The sequence below is a fragment of the Vibrio sp. F13 genome (assembly GCF_020806305.2).
Taxonomy (GTDB): Bacteria; Pseudomonadota; Gammaproteobacteria; order Enterobacterales; family Vibrionaceae; genus Vibrio; species Vibrio crassostreae_C.
Map to the genome: position 1 here is coordinate 592,528 of NZ_CP170175.1, position 18,989 is coordinate 611,516.

Annotated in this window: 17 protein-coding genes; 3 read left to right on the plus strand and 14 right to left on the minus strand. The window is 44.1% G+C overall.

The genetic code is table 11. From position 1 onward, the window contains the following. Positions 1–60: 60 nt before the first annotated feature. Together LMH68_RS02670 and lrp are read right to left on the minus strand one after the other, a co-directional pair. Complete coding sequence (locus LMH68_RS02670) at positions 61–3,231, minus strand: DNA translocase FtsK 4TM domain-containing protein (protein WP_229647174.1); 3,171 nt, start codon at positions 3,229–3,231, stop codon at positions 61–63. A gap of 163 nt (positions 3,232–3,394) precedes the next feature. Next, complete coding sequence (gene lrp / locus LMH68_RS02675; protein WP_004734558.1) at positions 3,395–3,889, minus strand: leucine-responsive transcriptional regulator Lrp; 495 nt, start codon at positions 3,887–3,889, stop codon at positions 3,395–3,397. 156 nt (positions 3,890–4,045) lie between these two features. On the opposite strand from lrp, the gene ald reads away from it, so the two are divergent. Next, positions 4,046–5,170 (plus strand): alanine dehydrogenase, encoded by a 1,125-nt coding sequence (ald, locus tag LMH68_RS02680; protein WP_102332952.1) that lies wholly within the window; start codon positions 4,046–4,048, stop codon positions 5,168–5,170. Positions 5,171–5,325: 155 nt separating this feature from the next. Here ald and LMH68_RS02685 read toward each other — a convergent pair whose 3' ends face one another. Beyond that, complete coding sequence (locus LMH68_RS02685) at positions 5,326–6,528, minus strand: methyltransferase (RefSeq protein ID WP_229647173.1); 1,203 nt, start codon at positions 6,526–6,528, stop codon at positions 5,326–5,328. Positions 6,529–6,668: 140 nt separating this feature from the next. Beyond that, a complete protein-coding gene (gene cysB / locus LMH68_RS02690; protein WP_017060244.1) occupies positions 6,669–7,643 on the minus strand; it encodes an HTH-type transcriptional regulator CysB in 975 nt (324 codons plus the stop codon). Positions 7,644–7,965: 322 nt separating this feature from the next. Between cysB and LMH68_RS02695 the strand changes: the two genes are divergently transcribed. Both LMH68_RS02695 and miaE read left to right on the plus strand, forming a co-directional pair. Next, positions 7,966–8,730, plus strand: a complete 765-nt coding sequence (locus LMH68_RS02695) for a DNA repair protein (protein WP_229647172.1) — start codon at positions 7,966–7,968, stop codon at positions 8,728–8,730. A gap of 143 nt (positions 8,731–8,873) precedes the next feature. After that, complete coding sequence (gene miaE, locus LMH68_RS02700) at positions 8,874–9,629, plus strand: tRNA isopentenyl-2-thiomethyl-A-37 hydroxylase MiaE (RefSeq protein ID WP_017060242.1); 756 nt, start codon at positions 8,874–8,876, stop codon at positions 9,627–9,629. 104 nt (positions 9,630–9,733) lie between these two features. On the opposite strand, the gene pyrF is transcribed toward miaE, so the two are convergent. The 10 genes from pyrF to msbA all read right to left on the minus strand — a co-directional run bounded on the left by pyrF (position 9,734) and on the right by msbA (position 18,987). After that, positions 9,734–10,429 (minus strand): orotidine-5'-phosphate decarboxylase, encoded by a 696-nt coding sequence (gene pyrF, locus LMH68_RS02705; protein WP_229647171.1) that lies wholly within the window; start codon positions 10,427–10,429, stop codon positions 9,734–9,736. A 124-nt stretch (positions 10,430–10,553) separates the two neighbouring features. Continuing rightward, entirely contained in the window at positions 10,554–11,729 is a 1,176-nt protein-coding gene (gene lapB / locus LMH68_RS02710) for a lipopolysaccharide assembly protein LapB (RefSeq protein ID WP_017060240.1), read from the minus strand. Between the two features lie 12 nt (positions 11,730–11,741). Beyond that, the gene (locus LMH68_RS02715; RefSeq protein ID WP_017060239.1) at positions 11,742–12,014 is read right to left on the minus strand and encodes a LapA family protein; all 273 of its coding nucleotides are present in this window, start codon (positions 12,012–12,014) and stop codon (positions 11,742–11,744) included. A gap of 129 nt (positions 12,015–12,143) precedes the next feature. Then, a complete protein-coding gene (gene ihfB / locus LMH68_RS02720) occupies positions 12,144–12,428 on the minus strand; it encodes an integration host factor subunit beta (protein ID WP_017060238.1) in 285 nt (94 codons plus the stop codon). 121 nt (positions 12,429–12,549) lie between these two features. Further along, positions 12,550–14,220: a 30S ribosomal protein S1 gene (rpsA, locus tag LMH68_RS02725; protein WP_010439921.1), complete on the minus strand. Its 1,671-nt coding sequence runs from the start codon at positions 14,218–14,220 to the stop codon at positions 12,550–12,552. A gap of 106 nt (positions 14,221–14,326) precedes the next feature. Further along, positions 14,327–15,007, minus strand: a complete 681-nt coding sequence (gene cmk, locus LMH68_RS02730) for a (d)CMP kinase (RefSeq protein ID WP_017060237.1) — start codon at positions 15,005–15,007, stop codon at positions 14,327–14,329. Between the two features lie 292 nt (positions 15,008–15,299). Further along, entirely contained in the window at positions 15,300–16,046 is a 747-nt protein-coding gene (gene kdsB, locus LMH68_RS02735) for a 3-deoxy-manno-octulosonate cytidylyltransferase (protein WP_017060236.1), read from the minus strand. Then, a complete protein-coding gene (locus LMH68_RS02740; RefSeq protein WP_004736429.1) occupies positions 16,046–16,225 on the minus strand; it encodes a Trm112 family protein in 180 nt (59 codons plus the stop codon). The genes kdsB and LMH68_RS02740 overlap by 1 nt, the downstream gene beginning before the upstream one ends. Next, positions 16,206–17,225, minus strand: a complete 1,020-nt coding sequence (lpxK, locus tag LMH68_RS02745) for a tetraacyldisaccharide 4'-kinase (RefSeq protein ID WP_229647308.1) — start codon at positions 17,223–17,225, stop codon at positions 16,206–16,208. The genes LMH68_RS02740 and lpxK overlap by 20 nt, the downstream gene beginning before the upstream one ends. Before the next feature lie 13 nt (positions 17,226–17,238). Next, positions 17,239–18,987 (minus strand): lipid A ABC transporter ATP-binding protein/permease MsbA, encoded by a 1,749-nt coding sequence (msbA, locus tag LMH68_RS02750; protein ID WP_017060234.1) that lies wholly within the window; start codon positions 18,985–18,987, stop codon positions 17,239–17,241. Positions 18,988–18,989: the final 2 nt, after the last annotated feature.

The window sequence follows — 18,989 nt, forward strand, 5'->3', positions numbered from 1 at the left end:
AACATAAGTCGGTCATATTTTCGATTTGACCGACTGAATAGTTATGAGTTCCTACCGGAACTAATCTTTTGGTGGCGCTGGTGCTAAGACTTCTCGGTTACCGTTATGACCTGGAGCACTTACGATACCTTGAGCTTCAAGTTGCTCGACAATACGTGCAGCACGGTTGTAGCCAATCTTGAATCGACGCTGTACACCTGAAACTGAGCCACGACGTGAATGAACAACGTGTTCTACCACCTGATCAAACAGAGGATCGACCTCTTCATCACCTTCCATCTTCTCACCCGGAAGCAAGGTTTCTGGAGTTTGTTCGCCGTTGGTGATTTCATCAATATAGTTTGGCTTACCACGCGCTTTCCAGTTATTCACGACTGCGTGTACATCGTCATCAGATGCAAAGGCACCGTGAACACGAGTTGTATGGCTAGAACCAGGAGGCAAGTAAAGCATATCACCCATGCCCAATAGTGATTCCGCACCACCTTGGTCAAGGATAGTTCGTGAATCCGTTTTAGTTGATACCGTAAAGGCCACACGGGTTGGAATGTTCGCTTTAATAAGACCAGTAATAACATCCACTGATGGACGTTGCGTCGCTAGGATCAAGTGAACACCTGCCGCACGTGCTTTTTGTGCCAAACGTGCAATCAGTTCTTCAACCTTCTTACCAACCACCATGATTAGGTCGGCAAATTCATCAACGATAACCACAATGTAAGGCAGTTTCTCAAGCAATGGCGCTTCTGGGTCCATGCTGTCGCCCGGCTTCCACAGTGGATCGTGAATTGGGTGACCCGCTTCCGCTGCCATCTTAAGCTTATCGTTGTAACCTTTAATGTTACGAACGCCTAATGCTGACATCAACTTATAACGTCGTTCCATCTCGCCAACACACCAACGAAGGGCGTTCGACGCATCTTTCATGTCGGTTACCACTTCAGACAATAGATGAGGAATACCCTCATAAACCGATAGCTCAAGCATTTTCGGGTCGATCATGATGAAGCGAACATCTTCCGGTGATGCTTTGTAAAGCATACTCAGAATCATTACGTTCACACCTACCGACTTACCAGAACCGGTTGTACCTGCAACCAGAACGTGAGGCATTTTCGATAGATCAGCAATAACGGCTTCACCAGCGATGTCTTGTCCTAGAACCACTGTCGTTGGCGATTTCGCTTCTTGGAACTGAGGGCTAGCAACCACGTCTGAGAAGAATACCGTTTGGCGACTCATATTCGGCAGTTCTAAGCCAACATAAGGTTTACCCGGAATCACTTCTACGACACGTACTGCCAATGCAGAGAGCGAACGCGCTAAGTCCATAGAAAGGCCAGAAATACGGCTTACTTTCACACCTGGAGCCAGATCAAGTTCGAATCGAGTGATTACTGGACCTGGGAAAATGTCGACAACGTCTGCTTTGATCTTGTAGTCCGCTAGCTTAGATTCAACAAGACGAGCAATTGCCTCTAGCGCATCACGGTCAATAAAGGTTTCACGCTTTTCAGGGTGGAATAACAATTCAAGCGTGGGTAATGGCTCAGCAGGCTTAGGTAAATTAACATCTTGTTGAACCAAGAACGGATTCTGCGCCGCTGCCATATTCGCTTGGGCTTCAGAAACAATGCTTTGGAATGCGGCGACATCTTGATCTTGATGCGCAGGTTCTTCTTCCGTTACTTCTTCCCAAGGAAGATCAACAGTTGGCTCTAGGTTTTGTGCTGTTGGCTGTTCAGGTTCTGAATGTTCTTCTTGGTAAGAGAAAGATTCAAACTGTTCTTCGGTTAATGCTGCGCCAGCTAACTCAGCTTCAGCCTGCTCAGGTTCAAGACCTGAACCCTGTTGGTAGCTTTGCTCTTCCGTCACATCAAACGGTGAAGGTTGTGCAGAGAAATCGTCTTCCACTGTTGCTTCTGGCTCGCCCATAGGTGAAGCGTATAAAGATTCAGGTTGGACATCTTCAGCACCAAATTCGCCATTTACTTGTGGTGAGCTATCTAATTCTGATTCAGCACTTTCAAGGTCAGCATGAGCAGGGCCAACTTCTGGTTGTTCGTTCTGCATGTATTGTTGGTAAGCAACCTGAGAATCATGCGCGTCGACCTGATCTTGTTCTGCTAGGTCATCTTCATACATGGCCGCATTTTCTAGCTGCTCTATCGTTGCATTCAACTGTTTAGAGCGCTCAATACCTTCTTCTAGCGGTTCTTCTGGCGCTTGGTAAACAGCTGCTGCAGGGATCGGTTGCTCTGACTCAATTACCGCTTGAGGCTGAACCTGAGGTTCTTCATGAACAGGAGCTTCTTGTTTCGCAGGAGCATCGACAGGCATATGAATATTGTAATGACGCTTCGGCGATGCAGCATTGTCTCGCGCATTTGTCGCCACGTCTGACGAATCATTGGCCGCAGAAAAACTCATCGCAGGATCTAGCGGATCATGCTCTGTTGATTCTTTGTTGCTTTCTATAGCAGGAACATCGCGGTAAGTTGGCGCTTGATGCTGCTGATGACGTTCTTCGATTAAATCGCGGTCTGCTGATTCTCTTAATTGAGGCTCAAGCAGCTCTTGGTCTTGTCCACGAGCCTTATTAACAGCAGACGTGAAGAATTTGATGGCACATTCACCCAACCATTCCACAATACTTAACCAAGAAATACCGGTTAATAGAGTAAAGCCAGCCCCCCATAAGAAAAGAAGAACCAGCGTACTACCAAGAACATTCAACGTTGGAAGAGCAAGGCTTGTTAAGACGTCGCCCACTACGCCACCGGATGAAAAGTACCAGATGTCGTCAAAGTTGATATCCGCTAAACCACAACTCGTAAGAATTAGGATAGTCAGGCCAAGCAAGCGAGTGCCCCACAGCATGAAGTCGATCTGCTCGTCTTCATTACGTTTGCGGAATAATACCCACGCAGCAACCGTCACTAAGATAGGCAAAGGGTAAGCCAAAGAACCAAATACGAAGAAAAGCGTATCCGCCAACCAAGCACCTAGGTAGCCACCCGCATTTTGAATGTCACCACCCCACGCCGTTTGCGACCATGATGGGTCTGCAGGACTAAAAGTTAATAACGCAACGGCAAGTAGAATAGAGAAGAGAACACCGAGAATCAGACTGCACTCTTTGAGACGTTGAGAACCACTCAAACGAGGAGACTGAGGCTCTTCACTCGTTTTAATGATTGTTTCTACTTTATTACTGCTCTGCTTGAACATAAACCAACTTAATAATTAAACGGGATAAAAACATCTCGAGCGGCCAAAGCCGCTCGTTTCAATGAAACTACTGTTGATTTAACCATATCAAACAGAAAAACCCAATTCCAGAAAGCAAGAAAGCGGAACAAATGTCCGCTTTCTTTCATTTCACCAATTGTGACTAACGAGTTTTAATCACAAGTTGATTGGTTTGTTTCACTTCTTCCATTACTACGTAAGTTCGAGTGTCGTTTACGCCCGGTAGACGAAGTAACGTATCACCCAGTAGCTTACGGTAAGCACCCATATCAGATACACGTGTTTTTAGAAGATAGTCAAAATCACCCGACACTAAATGACACTCTTGGATGTCATCCAGTTTCTGCACAGCGGTGTTGAATTGTTCGAACACATCTGGCGCACCACGGTTCAACGTAATTTCAACAAACACTAAAAGTGAAGCATCAAGGTACTGTGGGTTCAGCAACGCTGTGTACCCAGTAATGTAACCTTGACGTTCTAAACGACGAACACGTTCAAGACATGGAGTTGGAGAAAGTCCTACTCGTTTTGAGAGTTCAACGTTTGAGATACGACCGTCTTTTTGCAACTCATTAAGAATGTTGCGGTCAATACGATCTAGTTCCTTGGACGGCTTCTTATAATTGTCTGCCATTTTTTATTCCACCTTATTACTTCCTTGCAAAAAAATATACTACAACTTTTTAATATTCAGTATCAAATTTTATCTAAACCTATCTATACTAGATATTAATTCGACAGAATTACCCTACACATAGATAAAACAACCAAAATAAAATGAGGAGTCAGGATGATCATTGGCGTACCTAAGGAAATCAAGAACCACGAATACCGCGTTGGTATGACCCCAGCTAGCGTGAGAGAACTAATCTCACACGGCCACCAAGTTTTTGTAGAAACCAATGCCGGTACTGGTATCGGTTTTTCAGACGATGATTACATCGCTGTAGGCGCATCCATTCTTCCTACTGCTGCTGACGTTTTCGCGAAAGCAGAGATGATTGTAAAGGTTAAAGAACCTCAAGCTGTCGAGCGAGCTATGCTTCGCGAAGGGCAAATATTATTTACCTATTTACACCTTGCACCAGATTTTCCACAAACTGAAGAGCTTATCAAGAGCAAAGCTGTCTGCGTAGCCTATGAGACTGTAACAGATAATATGGGTCGCTTGCCACTATTAGCACCAATGTCTGAAGTAGCTGGTCGTATGTCTATTCAAGCAGGTGCACAAACATTAGAAAAATCTAACGGTGGTTGTGGTCTTCTTCTTGGTGGCGTTCCAGGTGTTGAACCAGCAAAAGTTGTTGTTGTTGGTGGCGGTGTTGTAGGTGCTAACGCAGCACGTATGGCTGTAGGCCTTCGCGCTGATGTTACAATTCTTGACCGTAACGTAGATACACTGCGTCGACTTGATGAAGAATTCCAAGGTCGCGCAAAAGTGGTTTATTCTACTGAAGACGCCATTGAGAAGCATGTTCTAGAAGCAGACCTAGTAATTGGTGCAGTACTAATTCCTGGCGCAGCAGCTCCAAAATTGGTTACAAAAGAGCACATCGCTAAGATGAAGTCAGGTTCAGCAGTTGTTGATGTTGCAATCGACCAAGGCGGTTGTTTCGAGACTTCTCACGCAACCACTCACGCAGACCCAACTTACATTGTTGATGACGTAGTTCACTACTGTGTTGCAAACATGCCTGGCGCTGTTGCTCGTACTTCAACTTACGCACTAAACAATGCAACACTTCCTTACATTGTTAAGCTAGCGAACAAAGGCTACCGCGAAGCACTTCTATCTGATGAAGGCTTCCTAGAAGGTCTAAACGTTATTCACGGTAAAGTAACTTGTAAAGAAGTTGCAGAAAGCTTTGACCTTGAATACGTAGACCCAGCAGAAGCAATCGCAATGTTTAACTAATGATGTAATGACTAACTGAACGCAATAATCTTCTCGTTGAAGCGTTCAGTTAACTCATACACATTAAACAAAAAGCCAGTACGACATTATGTCGCGCTGGCTTTTTTGCATTAATGGATTTAGTTCGTAAAAACACGTAACAGTACGGTTTACCACTAGCGCTCGATTTTAACCCCATGAATCAATAGATTTCTTGGCGTAATACTGCGTTCACAGAACTCTTCAATCGTAGCTTCATAACCTTGCTCTTGCAGATAGATAGCGCGATCTAAAGCCAGCCATATCTCTAATGGTCGTCTAAAGACTTGTTGAACCAAACTCAGCTTTTCCATTTCCCAGAAAAGCGCTTCGCCTTGAATCAAATAAGAGTCAAAATCAATATCTGAGCCCAGCGATAGCTCTTTCACTTCAGATGCCCAACGGCAGAAAGATTCAAAACCCTCAGCTAACTCTGATTTTTTGATGCTCGGTACAGGAATGTATTCGTCAATGTTAAGTTCAGCCTTAAGCAACTGGCTGAAGCCTAGACGATAGCTCATCTCTAGTTGACGATGTCTTTTTACTCTTTCACCACCAGTAACGGTTTCTTGAAGCGGGATTCTCAAGTCGCTCTTACTTAACGTTAATGCTGAGCTTTTCGCGATAGAAGACATCGCTTGATAGTTTTCGTCTCGAATAAGATGATAACAACAAGGAGAAATAGTGACCGCTGGTAGCCCATGTGACACTGACTTTTTAACTAGCTCAACATGAAGATCACCACAAGCATGAAGGGCCACGGCATGTTGGTACGAATTAAACACGTCATCGGCCTTGTCTGAAAACGCATCTCCTTGAACAAAATCCATCGCTAACTTCTGGTCATCCGCAATCTTTTGTCCGCTTTCGCATAACGATTGCTGCCATTCAAAGCTAGTGACTTTTTGATCCGATTTCTGAGATAGGATTCGACCAAGAAAGCCTTTACCAGAACACCACTCGAGCCACTCTTTGCCATGGTGATGGCATAATGCAGCCTCGCCCATTGCGACAATTTGATGTAGCTTTCGGCCAGGAATACCATCAGCAGTACCACGTGGGAGGTCTAAACCAACCAAAGCTGTGTTTTTGAACTGGATGTTTTGGGTAGCAGTATCTAATTCAGGTAGGAAACGAGTCAGTTCTTCGACCAAAAGCTGAGGCTGCTCTTTTAAGGTTTGAATACTCTCATTATCTAAGCTTTCTAACCAATCAACGAGTGGACGATTGACCTCTTTCCACGGCTGCTGTTGAGTTTGACATAGGTGAAAAGGCTCTGAACGCCAGTAAATCTGGTGCTCTAGCAAAAATGAATCGAGTATTTTAAATCGTGAATGCATGCTTCCCCCTATTATGCGTGGATTGTAGGGGTAAGAGGTCGAAATGGAAAGGCCCGATAAAGAAAACGAAAACTAAAAGCCCAAAAGAAAAACGGCCTGCAAATACAGGCCGAATAAGAATCAAAATTTACACGATGAGATTAACGAACTGGCAGTTCGATATCTTTAAACATCTCTTCGATCTCTTCGTTCGATTTCAAAGAAATAGCTTGCTCAACCACAGGGCGAGTTAAGTGCGGTGCAAAACGCTCCATGAAATCAAACATGTAAGAACGCAAGAAGGTGCCTTTTCTAAAACCAATGCTGGTTGTGCTCGCACCAAATAGATGGCTCGCATCAATCGCAACCAAATCAGTATCTTGCTCGTGGTCAATAGCCATACTTGCAATTACACCAACACCAATGCCCATACGAACGTAGGTTTTGATTACGTCTGCATCGGTCGCAGTAAACACAACACGCGGTGTTAAACCTACTTTGTTAAACGCGGTATCAAGCTCAGAACGGCCAGTGAAACCAAATACATAAGTCACGAGAGAGTAAGCCGCAAGATCTTCGATCGTGATATTACGCTTCTGTGCCAGGGGATGATCTTTGGTCACGACGATCGAACGGTTCCAGTGGTAACAAGGCAGCATAATCGCATCTTGGTAAAGGTGTAGCGCTTCCGTTGCAATCGCAAAATTCGCTGTACCTTTAGCGACGGCTTCTGACATTTGGCTTGGCGTACCTTGGTGCATGTGAAGCGATACTTTTGGATAGCGCGCCGTGAAACCTTTAATCACATCAGGCAGTGCATAACGAGCTTGAGTATGAGTCGTTGAAATATTCAATGTACCCATCTCTGGATGTGTGTGTTCACCCGCTACCGCTTTAATGCTTTCAACGCGCGCCAAAATCTCTTGAGAGATACGAATGATATCCTCACCCGCTTGGGTAACCTGCGTTAGATGCTTGCCGCTACGCTCAAAAATCTGAATGCCTAGTTCGTCTTCAAGTAATCTAACTTGCTTACTAATGCCAGGCTGAGATGTGTACAAACTCTCTGCTGTAGCTGAAACATTTAGGTTATGGTTTACAACCTCAACAATGTACTTCAGTTGCTGTAACTTCATATCTAACCTCGTAATCCTTTACTCATTTCTGTGCTAACTTATTTGCAAAGAGAGCGTTATAGTCGCGTGTAATATAATTAATAGTTATAACGCTTCGAACACAAAAATGACAGGAAAATTGAGTTTTTCTAGCTTAACAAACAAAAACATCACTAACGCTTTGCAACCCAACCCTCATTCTCATACATTAGTTGGTAAGTTTTGATTGCCGATTTCGCTCAACAAGAGATAATCAGAAATTGCAATTTACGAGTGCCGATACACAATGGAATCGTGTATCCTCTCCAGTTAGCTATAGAAAATAATAAGCAGACTCAAATATATGAATATTGGTTTAATAATCGTCTTAGTAGCCGTTCTTTTGGTGTTAGTTTTAGGCTACAACATCATGCTTCAATATAAAGTTAAGGTAGAAACAGCGAAGAAACAGGAAGCTTCTCGTTATCTAACCATTATTGACGGTACAGAAGAACTGATTGGCAACGCTCATCACATGCCGTTTAGCCAAGATCTTCTTGTATGCTTAAACAATCGAATTCTTGATGCATTAGAAAACATGTATCAACTCGATCCAAAAAATAAGCAGCTTACCCAACGCATTGAAAGCGTAAAACAACAAATCACTCAGCTAAAAGAGAACTACAAAGGTGGCGAGAGTACCGCTTTCCGCGTACCAAGTAGTGACAAGCAAGCGATCATGATGCTTAAGTTAGTTAAACGCCTGCGTGATACGGTGCGCAACGAGCACAATAAAGGCCGTTTCGAGACTCAAGCTTATGTGGTTGAAAATGCTCGCCTAGAAACAATTCAAATCCGTATTAACATTGAAAATGTTATCAAACGTGCAAACGATTCGATTTCTCGCGGACAACCGGGAACAGCGATTCAGCTATTACGCAAAGGTATTGATGCTTTGGCGACTAAGAACGACTCGTACTCTAATCAAGCCAAAGAAAAGCTTCAACAGATGCTTAACGAGCTTGACCAGAAACGCCAAGACAAAAACGCTCAAGATTTGCAGCAGATGGAATCTAAAGAACGAGAAGACGATATGGATGCCCTCTTCGGTCAGAAGAAGAAATGGTAACAGTCTAACTCAACACTTAAAGGCCGCCTTATTTACATTAAATAGGCGGCCTTTTTTGTAGCTGTTGAATTTCCTTTCTCTGTATAGGGAGATCTCTTGAGCTGTGATAAAATCCCCGCATTATCAACAAACTTTCCCTGACCATGTATCAAGAATTACTCGCTCCAATCCACTCTTTTCTTAAAGCCGAAACGCCAGATTCATGGATAGATGAAGCCAAAAAGCCAGAAAATCTTCACATCATTCTACGCGATCACATGCTGTGTGAACTTAAGGCGGCACAGAGTGCTTTATTCCTTATTCGCAAGTACGCCGTCGATAAAGAAAGCGCGAAGCAACTGAATGAATGGATTTTGCCATACGAGCAATTTGCTTACCGTCGTATCGGAGACTTAGAGTCTCTGCGTGGTAAAAGCAACGTATCCAAGCAAATCACAGCGAAAGAAGGCTGTAATTACGGTGCTGACCTAATCGATAAGATGGTTTTACTGATCAAAGAAGAGCTGCATCATTTCTACCAAGTCATGGAGTTGATGGAGAAGAAAGGCGTGACTTACCAGCCAATCGAGGCGGGTCGTTACGCTAAGGGCTTGATCAAACAAGTTAAGACTTACGAGCCTGATGCTCTGGTTGATAAGCTTATCATCGGTGCGTTTATTGAAGCTCGCTCTTGTGAGCGCTTCGCTAAATTGGCTCCTTTCTTGGAAGAAGACATGGAGAAGTTTTACGTGTCTCTACTTCGTTCAGAAGCTCGCCACTACCAAGATTACCTTGAGCTAGCAGAACAGATCGCAGGGAAAGATATTTCAGAGCGTATTTCGCATTTTGCTCAAGTAGAAGCTGATCTTATCACTTCAGAAGACAGCGACTTCAAATTCCATAGTGGTGCTCCGGTTTAGGCTCCACACAGAACATTCAGTCCAGTTTAGACTAATCCAGACTAAAAAATTAAGGCCAGCAATTTGCTGGCCTTCTTTATTTATATCTCAATCCAAATATAGACTTAAGCAAGCGTACCGTTGATCTCTGCAAGTACAGCAGCAGGGTCTATCGCTTGCGTAATCGGACGACCAATAACAAGGTAGTCTGAACCTGATTCAATCGCTTTAGAAGGCGTCATGATGCGCTTCTGGTCACCAACATCTGCGCCGACAGGACGAATACCTGGAGTAACTAGCTTGAACTCTTGACCAAGTGCACCTTTAAGCAAAGAAGCCTCTTGTGCAGAACATACAACACCGTCTAAGCCAGAGTTTTTCGTTAGAGAAGCCAAGCGCATCACGTGTTGTTGTGGTTCAAGATCCAGACCGATACCCGCTAAGTCAGATTGCTCCATACTGGTGAGTACCGTTACACCGATTAACAGTGGACGATCTTTGCCATAAGGTTCTAAGATTTCGCGAGAAGCCGTCATCATACGCTCACCGCCACTTGCGTGTACGTTCACCATCCAAACACCCAGTTCAGCGGCAGCACGGACTGCTTTTGAACATGTGTTCGGGATGTCGTGGAATTTAAGGTCTAAAAATACTGAGAAACCACGCTTATGTAATTCACGAACAAATTCAGGGCCAAACAGGGTAAACATCTCTTTGCCCACTTTTAGGCGGCAAGATGCTGAGTCAATTCGATCGACAAAGGCTAACGCATCCGCTTGATTATCATAATCCAAGGCTACAATGATTTTTTGGTCGTTCATTTCATCTCCTAACGCAGTTAACTTTCTAAAAATTTCTAATCACCTAAGCAGGTGATAAATAACAGTCATAAAAATGCAGCCCGAAAGCTGCAATTAATAATTTGGTCTTAAAGTGACCACAAATCTATTCACCATCAAGCCCACGAATAGGCTTGATCGTCCCCCACCCTTTACATGAAGGGCAGTGCCAATACAAAGAGTGTGTCGAGAAACCACACTGACGACAACGGTAATGAGGCTTAACCTTAAGCTGTTCACCAACCATAGATTGAAGTGTGGTTAAGCTGTCTTTTGCTCGGCCTTCTTCTGCTTCCGCTAGGTGGTAATCGATTAATCGATAAAAACCTTTCATGGTTGGATTTTTAACAAGCTGCTTTGTCAGTAACTCTTGAGCAGAGCCTACATCTTCATGGTGAGCAACCAATTGCGCCAGCATCAGTTCGGCAGATACACCGGCTTTCTTCTGAATACACGCTTTGAGGAACTCGACCAATTGAGCTTCTTGTCCAAGCTTGTGGTAACACTCAGCAAGGGTTGGCAACACCTCACTGATAAAATCGATATCTTGTTCAAGTACCGATTCAAGACAATCAATTGTCTTTTGGTAATCTTCGTTCGCTAAGTGGAACTTCCCTAGTGCGATACTTGCGCGAACACATTTAGGGTCTTCAGAAAGCGCCTTCTTAAAATGCTGAAGCGCTTTAGAACGATTACCATCGGCTTGTTCTTGCATTGCAAGCTCACACCAGAAATGCGCGACTGTGGCACGCATCTTCATTTTTTTCTTACCGAGCTTAACTAAGATATTTCCGTAATGGATAGCCTTGTTCCACTCACGGGTCTGCTGATAAATAGCCACCAACTGCTGTAAAGCGCCCTCTTTATGGTCAGGTTCTTCTACAAGTTGTTCAAAGATTTTTTCAGCGCGATCAAGGAAGCCAGAGACCATGTAGTCTTTAGCTAATTGTTGCAGTGCGAGATTTTTCTGATCGAGGGTAAGCCCCGAACGAGAGATGAGATTTTGGTGAATACGAATAGCGCGGTCGACTTCGCCTCTTGAGCGGAACAAGTTGCCCAAAGCCAAGTGAGTATCGATGGTTTCATTGTCTACTTGAAGCAGTTCAATAAAGTGATCAACCGCTTTGTCAGATTGATCTGACAGTAATAGGTTCAAACCCGTCACGTATTGACGGGAGATCTGGTGTGATTGCTTTTGTTTTTCTTGCTGAGCGTTACGATTACCCATATACCAGCCATAAGCGGCTGCGATGGGCAAAAGTAAGAACAGTAACTCTAACATCAAATATAGCCTTTAAGCTTTAGTATCAGCAGGGACCTGCTTTGATTGCTTATTGAGTTGCTTCTTCAAGCGATGAATTTTTAGCTGAGACCGCATGTGCATATTACCAAAGACTAACCAAGCAAGGGCGAAGCCTGAAACGAATACAACACCTAATAAACTTGATAGGTGGAAGTCACCTTGCGCTAGCAGATAGTTGAAATTCACAGTTGTTTGGTTTTGAGAGCCTAAAGCCAGTGCAATTAGGAAAAGTGCGATAACGGCGACTATTTTTATAATTTTCATAGTTCATCACTCATTGGTTGGTTAGCTGTACGATTATGCAGGAAAATTACTAATCAGACCACCATATTATGGTCATAAAAAAGCGGCATACATTATAGTATGCCGCTTTTCTTAATTCCGATAAGTAGGCTACATTCCTGAGTTTACTCGTTCACGCAGCTCTTTACCTGGTTTGAAGTGAGGAACGTATTTACCTTCTAACTCAACCTTGTCACCAGTCTTTGGGTTACGTCCAACACGAGGCTCACGATAATGCAGAGAAAAGCTGCCAAAACCGCGAATTTCGATTCGATCACCACTTTCTAGTGTTGAAGCCATATGCTCTAAAATGTCTTTTACAGCGTCTTCAATTTCTTTTGCAGAAAGATGCGTTTGCTCAGCGCACAGTCTCTCAATCAATTCAGACTTAGTCATAGTTACCCTCGTTGGTTTTCTTTTTAGAAATTATAGACCTATCGGAAAAATAAGCAAAAAAAAAGGAGCCTTACGGCTCCTTTCTTGGCTAGATAGCTATAATTCTCTTAATGAGAAGCTATTATTCGCCTTTAGCAGCTTTGAATGCGTCTGCCATTGCGTTACCGAACGCGCCTTCTTCAGACTTGTTCAGTGAAGCCATTGCTTCTTGCTCATCAGCTTCATCTTTAGCTTTGATAGATAGGTTGATTACGCGGTTCTTACGGTCTACACCAGTGAACTTCGCTTCAACGCTGTCGCCAACGCTTAGGATTAGAGATGCATCTTCGATACGGTCGCGAGAAACTTCAGAAGCGCGGATGTAACCTTCAACGCCTTCGATTAGCTCGATAGTAGCGCCTTTCGCGTCAACTGCAGTAACAGTACCGTTTACAAGAACACCTTTCTTGTTGTCAGCAACGTATGCGTTGAACGGGTCGTTTTCCATTTGCTTAACGCCAAGAGAAATACGCTCACGCTCTGCATCTACTGCTAGAACAACAGCAGAGATTTCGTCGCCTTTCTTGTATTCACGTACAGCTTCTTCGCCGGCAGCGTTCCAAGAAATGTCAGATAGGTGTACAAGACCGTCGATACCGCCTTCTAGACCGATGAAGATACCAAAGTCAGTGATAGACTTGATCTTACCAGTAACTTTGTCGCCCTTAGCTTGCATTTCTGCAAATGACTGCCATGGGTTAGCTTTACACTGTTTCAGACCTAGAGAGATACGACGACGTTCTTCGTCGATATCAAGAACCATAACCTCAACTTCGTCGCCAACATTAACAACTTTAGAAGGGTGGATGTTCTTGTTAGTCCAATCCATTTCAGAAACGTGTACTAGACCTTCAACGCCTTCTTCGATTTCAACGAAGCAGCCGTAGTCAGTTAGGTTTGTAACACGACCAGAAAGCTTGTGACCTTCTGGGTAACGCTTAGCGATTGCTACCCATGGATCTTCGCCTAGTTGCTTAAGACCTAGTGAAACACGAGTGCGCTCACGATCGAACTTAAGAACTTTAACTAGGATTTCGTCACCAACGTTAACGATCTCTGATGGGTGCTTAACGCGCTTCCAAGCCATATCTGTGATATGTAGAAGACCGTCAACACCGCCAAGGTCAACGAATGCACCGTAGTCAGTAAGGTTCTTAACGATACCTTTAACTTCAGTACCTTCTTGTAGAGTTTCAAGAAGTTCGTCACGCTCAACACTGTTTTCAGATTCGATAACAGCACGACGAGAAACAACAACGTTGTTACGCTTCTGGTCTAGCTTGATTACTTTGAACTCTAGCTCTTTGTTTTCTAGGTGAGCAGTGTCACGGATAGGACGTACGTCTACTAGAGAACCTGGAAGGAAAGCACGGATACCGTTAAGTTCAACAGTGAAACCGCCTTTAACTTTACCGTTGATGATACCAACAACAGTTTCAGCTTCTTCGCAAGCTTTCTCAAGTACGATCCAAGCTTCGTGACGCTTAGCTTTCTCACGAGAAAGTTGAGTTTCACCGAAACCATCTTCAACAGCGTCTAGAGCTACGTCTACTTCAGCACCAACTTCAACTTCAAGTTCGCCAGCAGCGTTCTTGAATTGTTCAGCAGGGATAGCAGATTCAGACTTAAGACCAGCATCTACAAGAACGAAACCGTTCTCGATAGCTACTACAGTACCTTTAACGATGCTGCCTTGTTGGAATTCAGTTTCAGATAGAAACTCTTCAAAGAGTTGAGCAAAAGATTCAGTCATTATTTAATCTTCAATAATTAAACGTCCATGGGTATCCTACCGCATGGGGTTGATAAATTCGCCGGTCATCATCCTTGCGACCAACGTTCTTACTAGCTCGGCGAAATTACCCAGCCAGTTTCGATTCAATATAGTGTAGTGCTTTTTCTACTACCTGCTCAATATTCATTGAGGTGGAATCAAGCACTAGAGCATCCTCTGCAGGGCGAAGTGGCGCCACTGGGCGATTACGATCTCGGTCGTCTCGCTCTTGGATCTCGCTCAAAAGGTCGTCAAATTTAACATCTAACCCCTTCTGTTGCAACTGTTTAAGGCGGCGACTCGCACGCTCTTCAGCACTTGCATCTAAAAATATTTTCGCTTCAGCTTCAGGGAACACAACCGTTCCCATGTCACGGCCATCAGCTACCAAACCAGGTGCCGCGCTGAATGCGCGTTGACGACGAAGCAGAGCTTCACGAACGCGAGGTAAAGCGGCCACTTTTGAAGCTGCCATGCCGGTTTCTTCTTTGCGAAGTTCACCAGACACATCTTCACCTTCTAGGATAACCTTAACTAAGTCGCCTTCAGCAATAAACTGCACGTCTAAGTGTGTCGCAAGCGGTACTAAAGCATCTTCTGATTCAGTATCCACACCATGGTGAATTGCCGCTAAAGCCAATACGCGATAGATCGCGCCTGAGTCTAGAAGATGAAAGCCTAGCTTATCTGCTAGCAACATACACAGGGTACCTTTACCTGCACCACTTGGTCCATCAACCGTAATCACTGGGCTTTGAGAAGGCATCTTTTACTCCACGTTTTGTCGTAAGTTTTATTCTGTACTAGCGATTCGCCACTACTTTATAGGCGGCATATTATAGAGAAAAATTGGAAGTCGAGCGAGGTAAATCTCAGATAATTCCGAGTTGATGATGCATAAACCAATGCAACTATCCCAATATCCGTTTGCTTAGGTCAATAAGACACACACGCGCTTTTCGATAGCGCACTTTTCGATAGATAGAAAAAAGCCTCGCAATAGGCAAGGCTCATGATTTTTCATTTTGTAGAGCAAACAAGAATTCGCTCAAAGAAGCTTAACCAATAATAGCTCGAACCGCTTCTAGGTCTTCAGGCGTATCAACACCAGCCGCAGGTGCTTCCGCCGCAACGTCTACGTGGATTTTTTCACCGTACCAAAGTACTCGTAATTGCTCTAGGCACTCAATACGTTCAAGAGTGCTTGGTTCCCAGTTAATGTAGGTATTGATAAAACCCGCTCGGTAAGCATAGATACCAATATGACGAAGCAAAGGAGATTCCGCTGCAGTACCGTTGTTCGCGTAAGCATCGCGATCCCAAGGGATGGTTGCTCGGCTAAAATACAAGGCGTAACCGTCTTTATCGGTTACAACTTTAACGGCATTAGGGTTAAACACTTCATCAGCATGAGTGATTTCCACACCTAACGTTGCCATCGGAGCTGTACTGTTAGCAAGATTGTTGGCAACCTGATTAATGATCGAAGGTGGGATAAGTGGCTCATCACCTTGAACATTCACGATAATATGATCATCAGGAATATTCATAACTTCAATCACTTCAGCTAGGCGTTCAGTGCCCGATTCGTGATTCGGTGATGTCATACAAACGGTCGCGCCAAATGCTTTAGCCGCTTTTTCAACTCGAGCGTCGTCGGTAGCGATAATAACGTTATCGGCACCCGCTTTCATTGACTGTTCGTATACCCATTGAATCATCGGCTTTCCACCAATGTCAGCAAGTGGCTTCCCTGGTAAACGGCTCGATTGGTATCTTGCAGGTATAACAACCGTATAAGACATTACTTACCCTCATCCATAGAAACGGTGCGAGCTTCAGGTTCTAAAAGAACAGGAATACCCTCTTTAATTGGGTAAGCAAGGCGATCAATTTTACAAACAAGCTCTTGCTTATCCTTGTCAAAAGTTAGTTTACCTTTACATACAGGGCAAGCAACGATCTCAAGTAGACGGTGATCCATAGTATTCCATAACCTCTTTTATTCTTTTTAAAATTTGCTGTTGCGAATCTTCATCGAACTGCGCAGAAACTGGAAGATACCACCAGTTATCTTGAGCATATTCTTCGCATTTTACAGCGTCTTTTTCTGTCATAATCAGATTCATACCTTTCTTAGCTAAGGCATGAAGTTCATCTTTATCAAAATCTTGATGATCGGCGAAACCCTGTGTGAATACCACATCACCATCAAGATCTTCCAATGTTTTAAAAAAGCGCGGTGGGTGGCCAATACCGGCAAAAGCAACCAGCTTCTGTAATTCAGCCACAGACCTTTTCTGACCAGTCTTTAGGTTAACCGCTTGGCTTGGAAGCAAAGACATCGAGAACTCTCGCCCATGCGCTTTACCGCCATTGTTAACCAAAAAGTCGACTTCATCTAAACGAGATACAGGCTCTCTTAACGGGCCTAAAGGAATTAGGCATTCGCTACCAAAGCGTCTTGCGCCGTCGATAACTGCAAATTCAATGTCGCGTTCAAGCGCGTAATGCTGAAGGCCATCGTCAGTGATAATCACATCAACACCTTTGCTCAGCAATGCTTTCACTGCGTTAGCTCGCACAGGGTCGACTGCGACTGGCGCACCAGTTCGCTTACGAATCAAGCGAGGTTCATCACCCGAATGCTCTGCTGGCGTATTTTCATTCAACACTAACGGATAGCTTGGTGCTTTTGCACCGTAACCACGAGACACGACTCCGGGTTTAAAGCCGTGAACCTGAAGCATTTCTACTAACCAAATCACAACCGGGGTTTTACCATTTCCACCAGCGGTAATATTGCCCACAACAATAACAGGTAAAGGCGGGCGGTAGGTCTCTTTCTTCCCAGAGAGGTAAGCATCACGACGTTGACCACTAATCAATTTGAACAGCAGACTCAGTGGCCACAATAGCGGCCACAATAGCGGCCAGAGAAGATATTTCAACGGGTGATTGTTAAACCAAATCTTTTCGATCACAACAAAACCTAATTTATCCGCTGAACTGAATTCGGTGTAATTGTGCATAAGCACCATCATGCGCGATTAGCTCAGCATGTGCGCCCCTTTCTACAATATGACCATCATCAACCACTAGAATCTCATCAGCTTGCTCGATGGTAGAGAGTCTGTGTGCGATAACTAATACTGTTTTGTCTTTCTGCAGTTCTTCTAGTGCAGATTGAATCGCTCTCTCTGACTCAGTATCCAGTGCAGACGTCGCCTCATCAAGAATCAGCACAGGCGCATCTCTTAATAAAGCACGTGCAATCGCAATACGTTGTCTTTGACCACCAGAAAGGCTTGCGCCATTTTCACCAACAACGGTATCGATGCCATTTTCCATGCCTTCGATAAACTCACTTGCATGAGCAAGCTTAGCCGCGTATTCGATCTGTTCACGTGAATACTGTTCTTCTGCTGCGTAAGCGATGTTGTTAGCCACCGTATCGTTAAACAGATGTACATTTTGAGAAACGAGCGCAAAGTGCTCACGCAGATTTCTCAATTCGTAATCACGAATGTCGTGGCCATCAAGCTCAATTGAACCAGAGTCTACGTCATAAAAACGAGTGAATAGGTTAGCAATGGTACTCTTACCCGAGCCAGATCGCCCAACAAGCGCAACCGTTTTACCTTTCGGTATATTGAAGCTGATCTTATCAAGTGCTGGTTTCTCTGCACCGTCATAAGTAAACGTGACATCTTTAACAGCCACTTCACCCATTACAGTTTCAGGTTTCAACGTCCCTTTGTTTTGCTCGGTATCTAGATCCATCAAGCCAAATAGAGTCGTACTCGCAGCCATACCACGTTGGAATTCAGACGTTACGTTAGTTAACGCCTTTAGCGGACGTAATAGACCAAACATTGCAGAGAACACAACGGTAAACGTACCAGCAGTAAGCTCGGCTTTAATAGAATCGACACTAGCAAGGAATAGAACAACAACAATCGCAACTGATGCGATCATTTGAATAATCGGGTTAGCGGCCGCTTGAGCAGTGATTAACTTCATGCTTTGTTGGCGCATTTGGTTACTAACTTTATCAAAGCGGTGTTTTTCTAGATCTTGACCACCGTAAGTTAGAACCACTTTATGCCCTTTCAGCATTTGTTCAGCTGAAGAAGCAACGTGACCCATGCTAGTTTGCATGTTCTTAGAGATCTTTCTGAATCGCTTCGATACGATACTGATCGCCCACGCAACCAAAGGCGCTACAGCGAATAACACCAAAGACAACTGCCAACTGTTCCAGAACATCAGCGTCAGTAAGCCAATAATACTTGCACCTTCACGGACAATACTGACTAACGCTTTACTGGTTGCTGCAGACACTTGCTCTGAATCGTAAGTAATTCGGGATAGCAGAGCACCAGTCTGTTCTTTATCGAAGAAAGACACAGGCATGTGCATGAAATGGCTGAATATTTTACGACGAATTTCCATAACCACATTGCCAGAGACCCAACTCAAGCAATAGGTTGAAACAAAGCCACTGACGCCACGAACGAACATCATGGCAAAGATAATAAGTGGAAGTGTACGTAAAAAGTCAGATTCAGCATTACCAAAGCCTTCATCAAGTAACGGCTTTAGTAAGGAAATCATATAGGTATCAGAAACGGCATTTATAATAAGCGCAATTACCGCAACACCTAGGCCGGCCTTATATAATCGAATATAAGTCCAAAGTCTTTTAAATGTGACCCAGGTAGTTTCATCTGTTTGTGTTGACATAG

Coding starts and splice junctions, on each gene's coding strand:
- LMH68_RS02670 (WP_229647174.1), bottom strand. CDS start 3,231: ATGTTCAAGCAGAGCAGTAATAAAGTAGAAACAATCATTAAAACGAGT.
- lrp (WP_004734558.1), bottom strand. CDS start 3,889: ATGGCAGACAATTATAAGAAGCCGTCCAAGGAACTAGATCGTATTGAC.
- ald (WP_102332952.1), top strand. CDS start 4,046: ATGATCATTGGCGTACCTAAGGAAATCAAGAACCACGAATACCGCGTT.
- LMH68_RS02685 (WP_229647173.1), bottom strand. CDS start 6,528: ATGCATTCACGATTTAAAATACTCGATTCATTTTTGCTAGAGCACCAG.
- cysB (WP_017060244.1), bottom strand. CDS start 7,643: ATGAAGTTACAGCAACTGAAGTACATTGTTGAGGTTGTAAACCATAAC.
- LMH68_RS02695 (WP_229647172.1), top strand. CDS start 7,966: ATGAATATTGGTTTAATAATCGTCTTAGTAGCCGTTCTTTTGGTGTTA.
- miaE (WP_017060242.1), top strand. CDS start 8,874: ATGTATCAAGAATTACTCGCTCCAATCCACTCTTTTCTTAAAGCCGAA.
- pyrF (WP_229647171.1), bottom strand. CDS start 10,429: ATGAACGACCAAAAAATCATTGTAGCCTTGGATTATGATAATCAAGCG.
- lapB (WP_017060240.1), bottom strand. CDS start 11,729: ATGTTAGAGTTACTGTTCTTACTTTTGCCCATCGCAGCCGCTTATGGC.
- LMH68_RS02715 (WP_017060239.1), bottom strand. CDS start 12,014: ATGAAAATTATAAAAATAGTCGCCGTTATCGCACTTTTCCTAATTGCA.
- ihfB (WP_017060238.1), bottom strand. CDS start 12,428: ATGACTAAGTCTGAATTGATTGAGAGACTGTGCGCTGAGCAAACGCAT.
- rpsA (WP_010439921.1), bottom strand. CDS start 14,220: ATGACTGAATCTTTTGCTCAACTCTTTGAAGAGTTTCTATCTGAAACT.
- cmk (WP_017060237.1), bottom strand. CDS start 15,007: ATGCCTTCTCAAAGCCCAGTGATTACGGTTGATGGACCAAGTGGTGCA.
- kdsB (WP_017060236.1), bottom strand. CDS start 16,046: ATGTCTTATACGGTTGTTATACCTGCAAGATACCAATCGAGCCGTTTA.
- LMH68_RS02740 (WP_004736429.1), bottom strand. CDS start 16,225: ATGGATCACCGTCTACTTGAGATCGTTGCTTGCCCTGTATGTAAAGGT.
- msbA (WP_017060234.1), bottom strand. CDS start 18,987: ATGTCAACACAAACAGATGAAACTACCTGGGTCACATTTAAAAGACTT.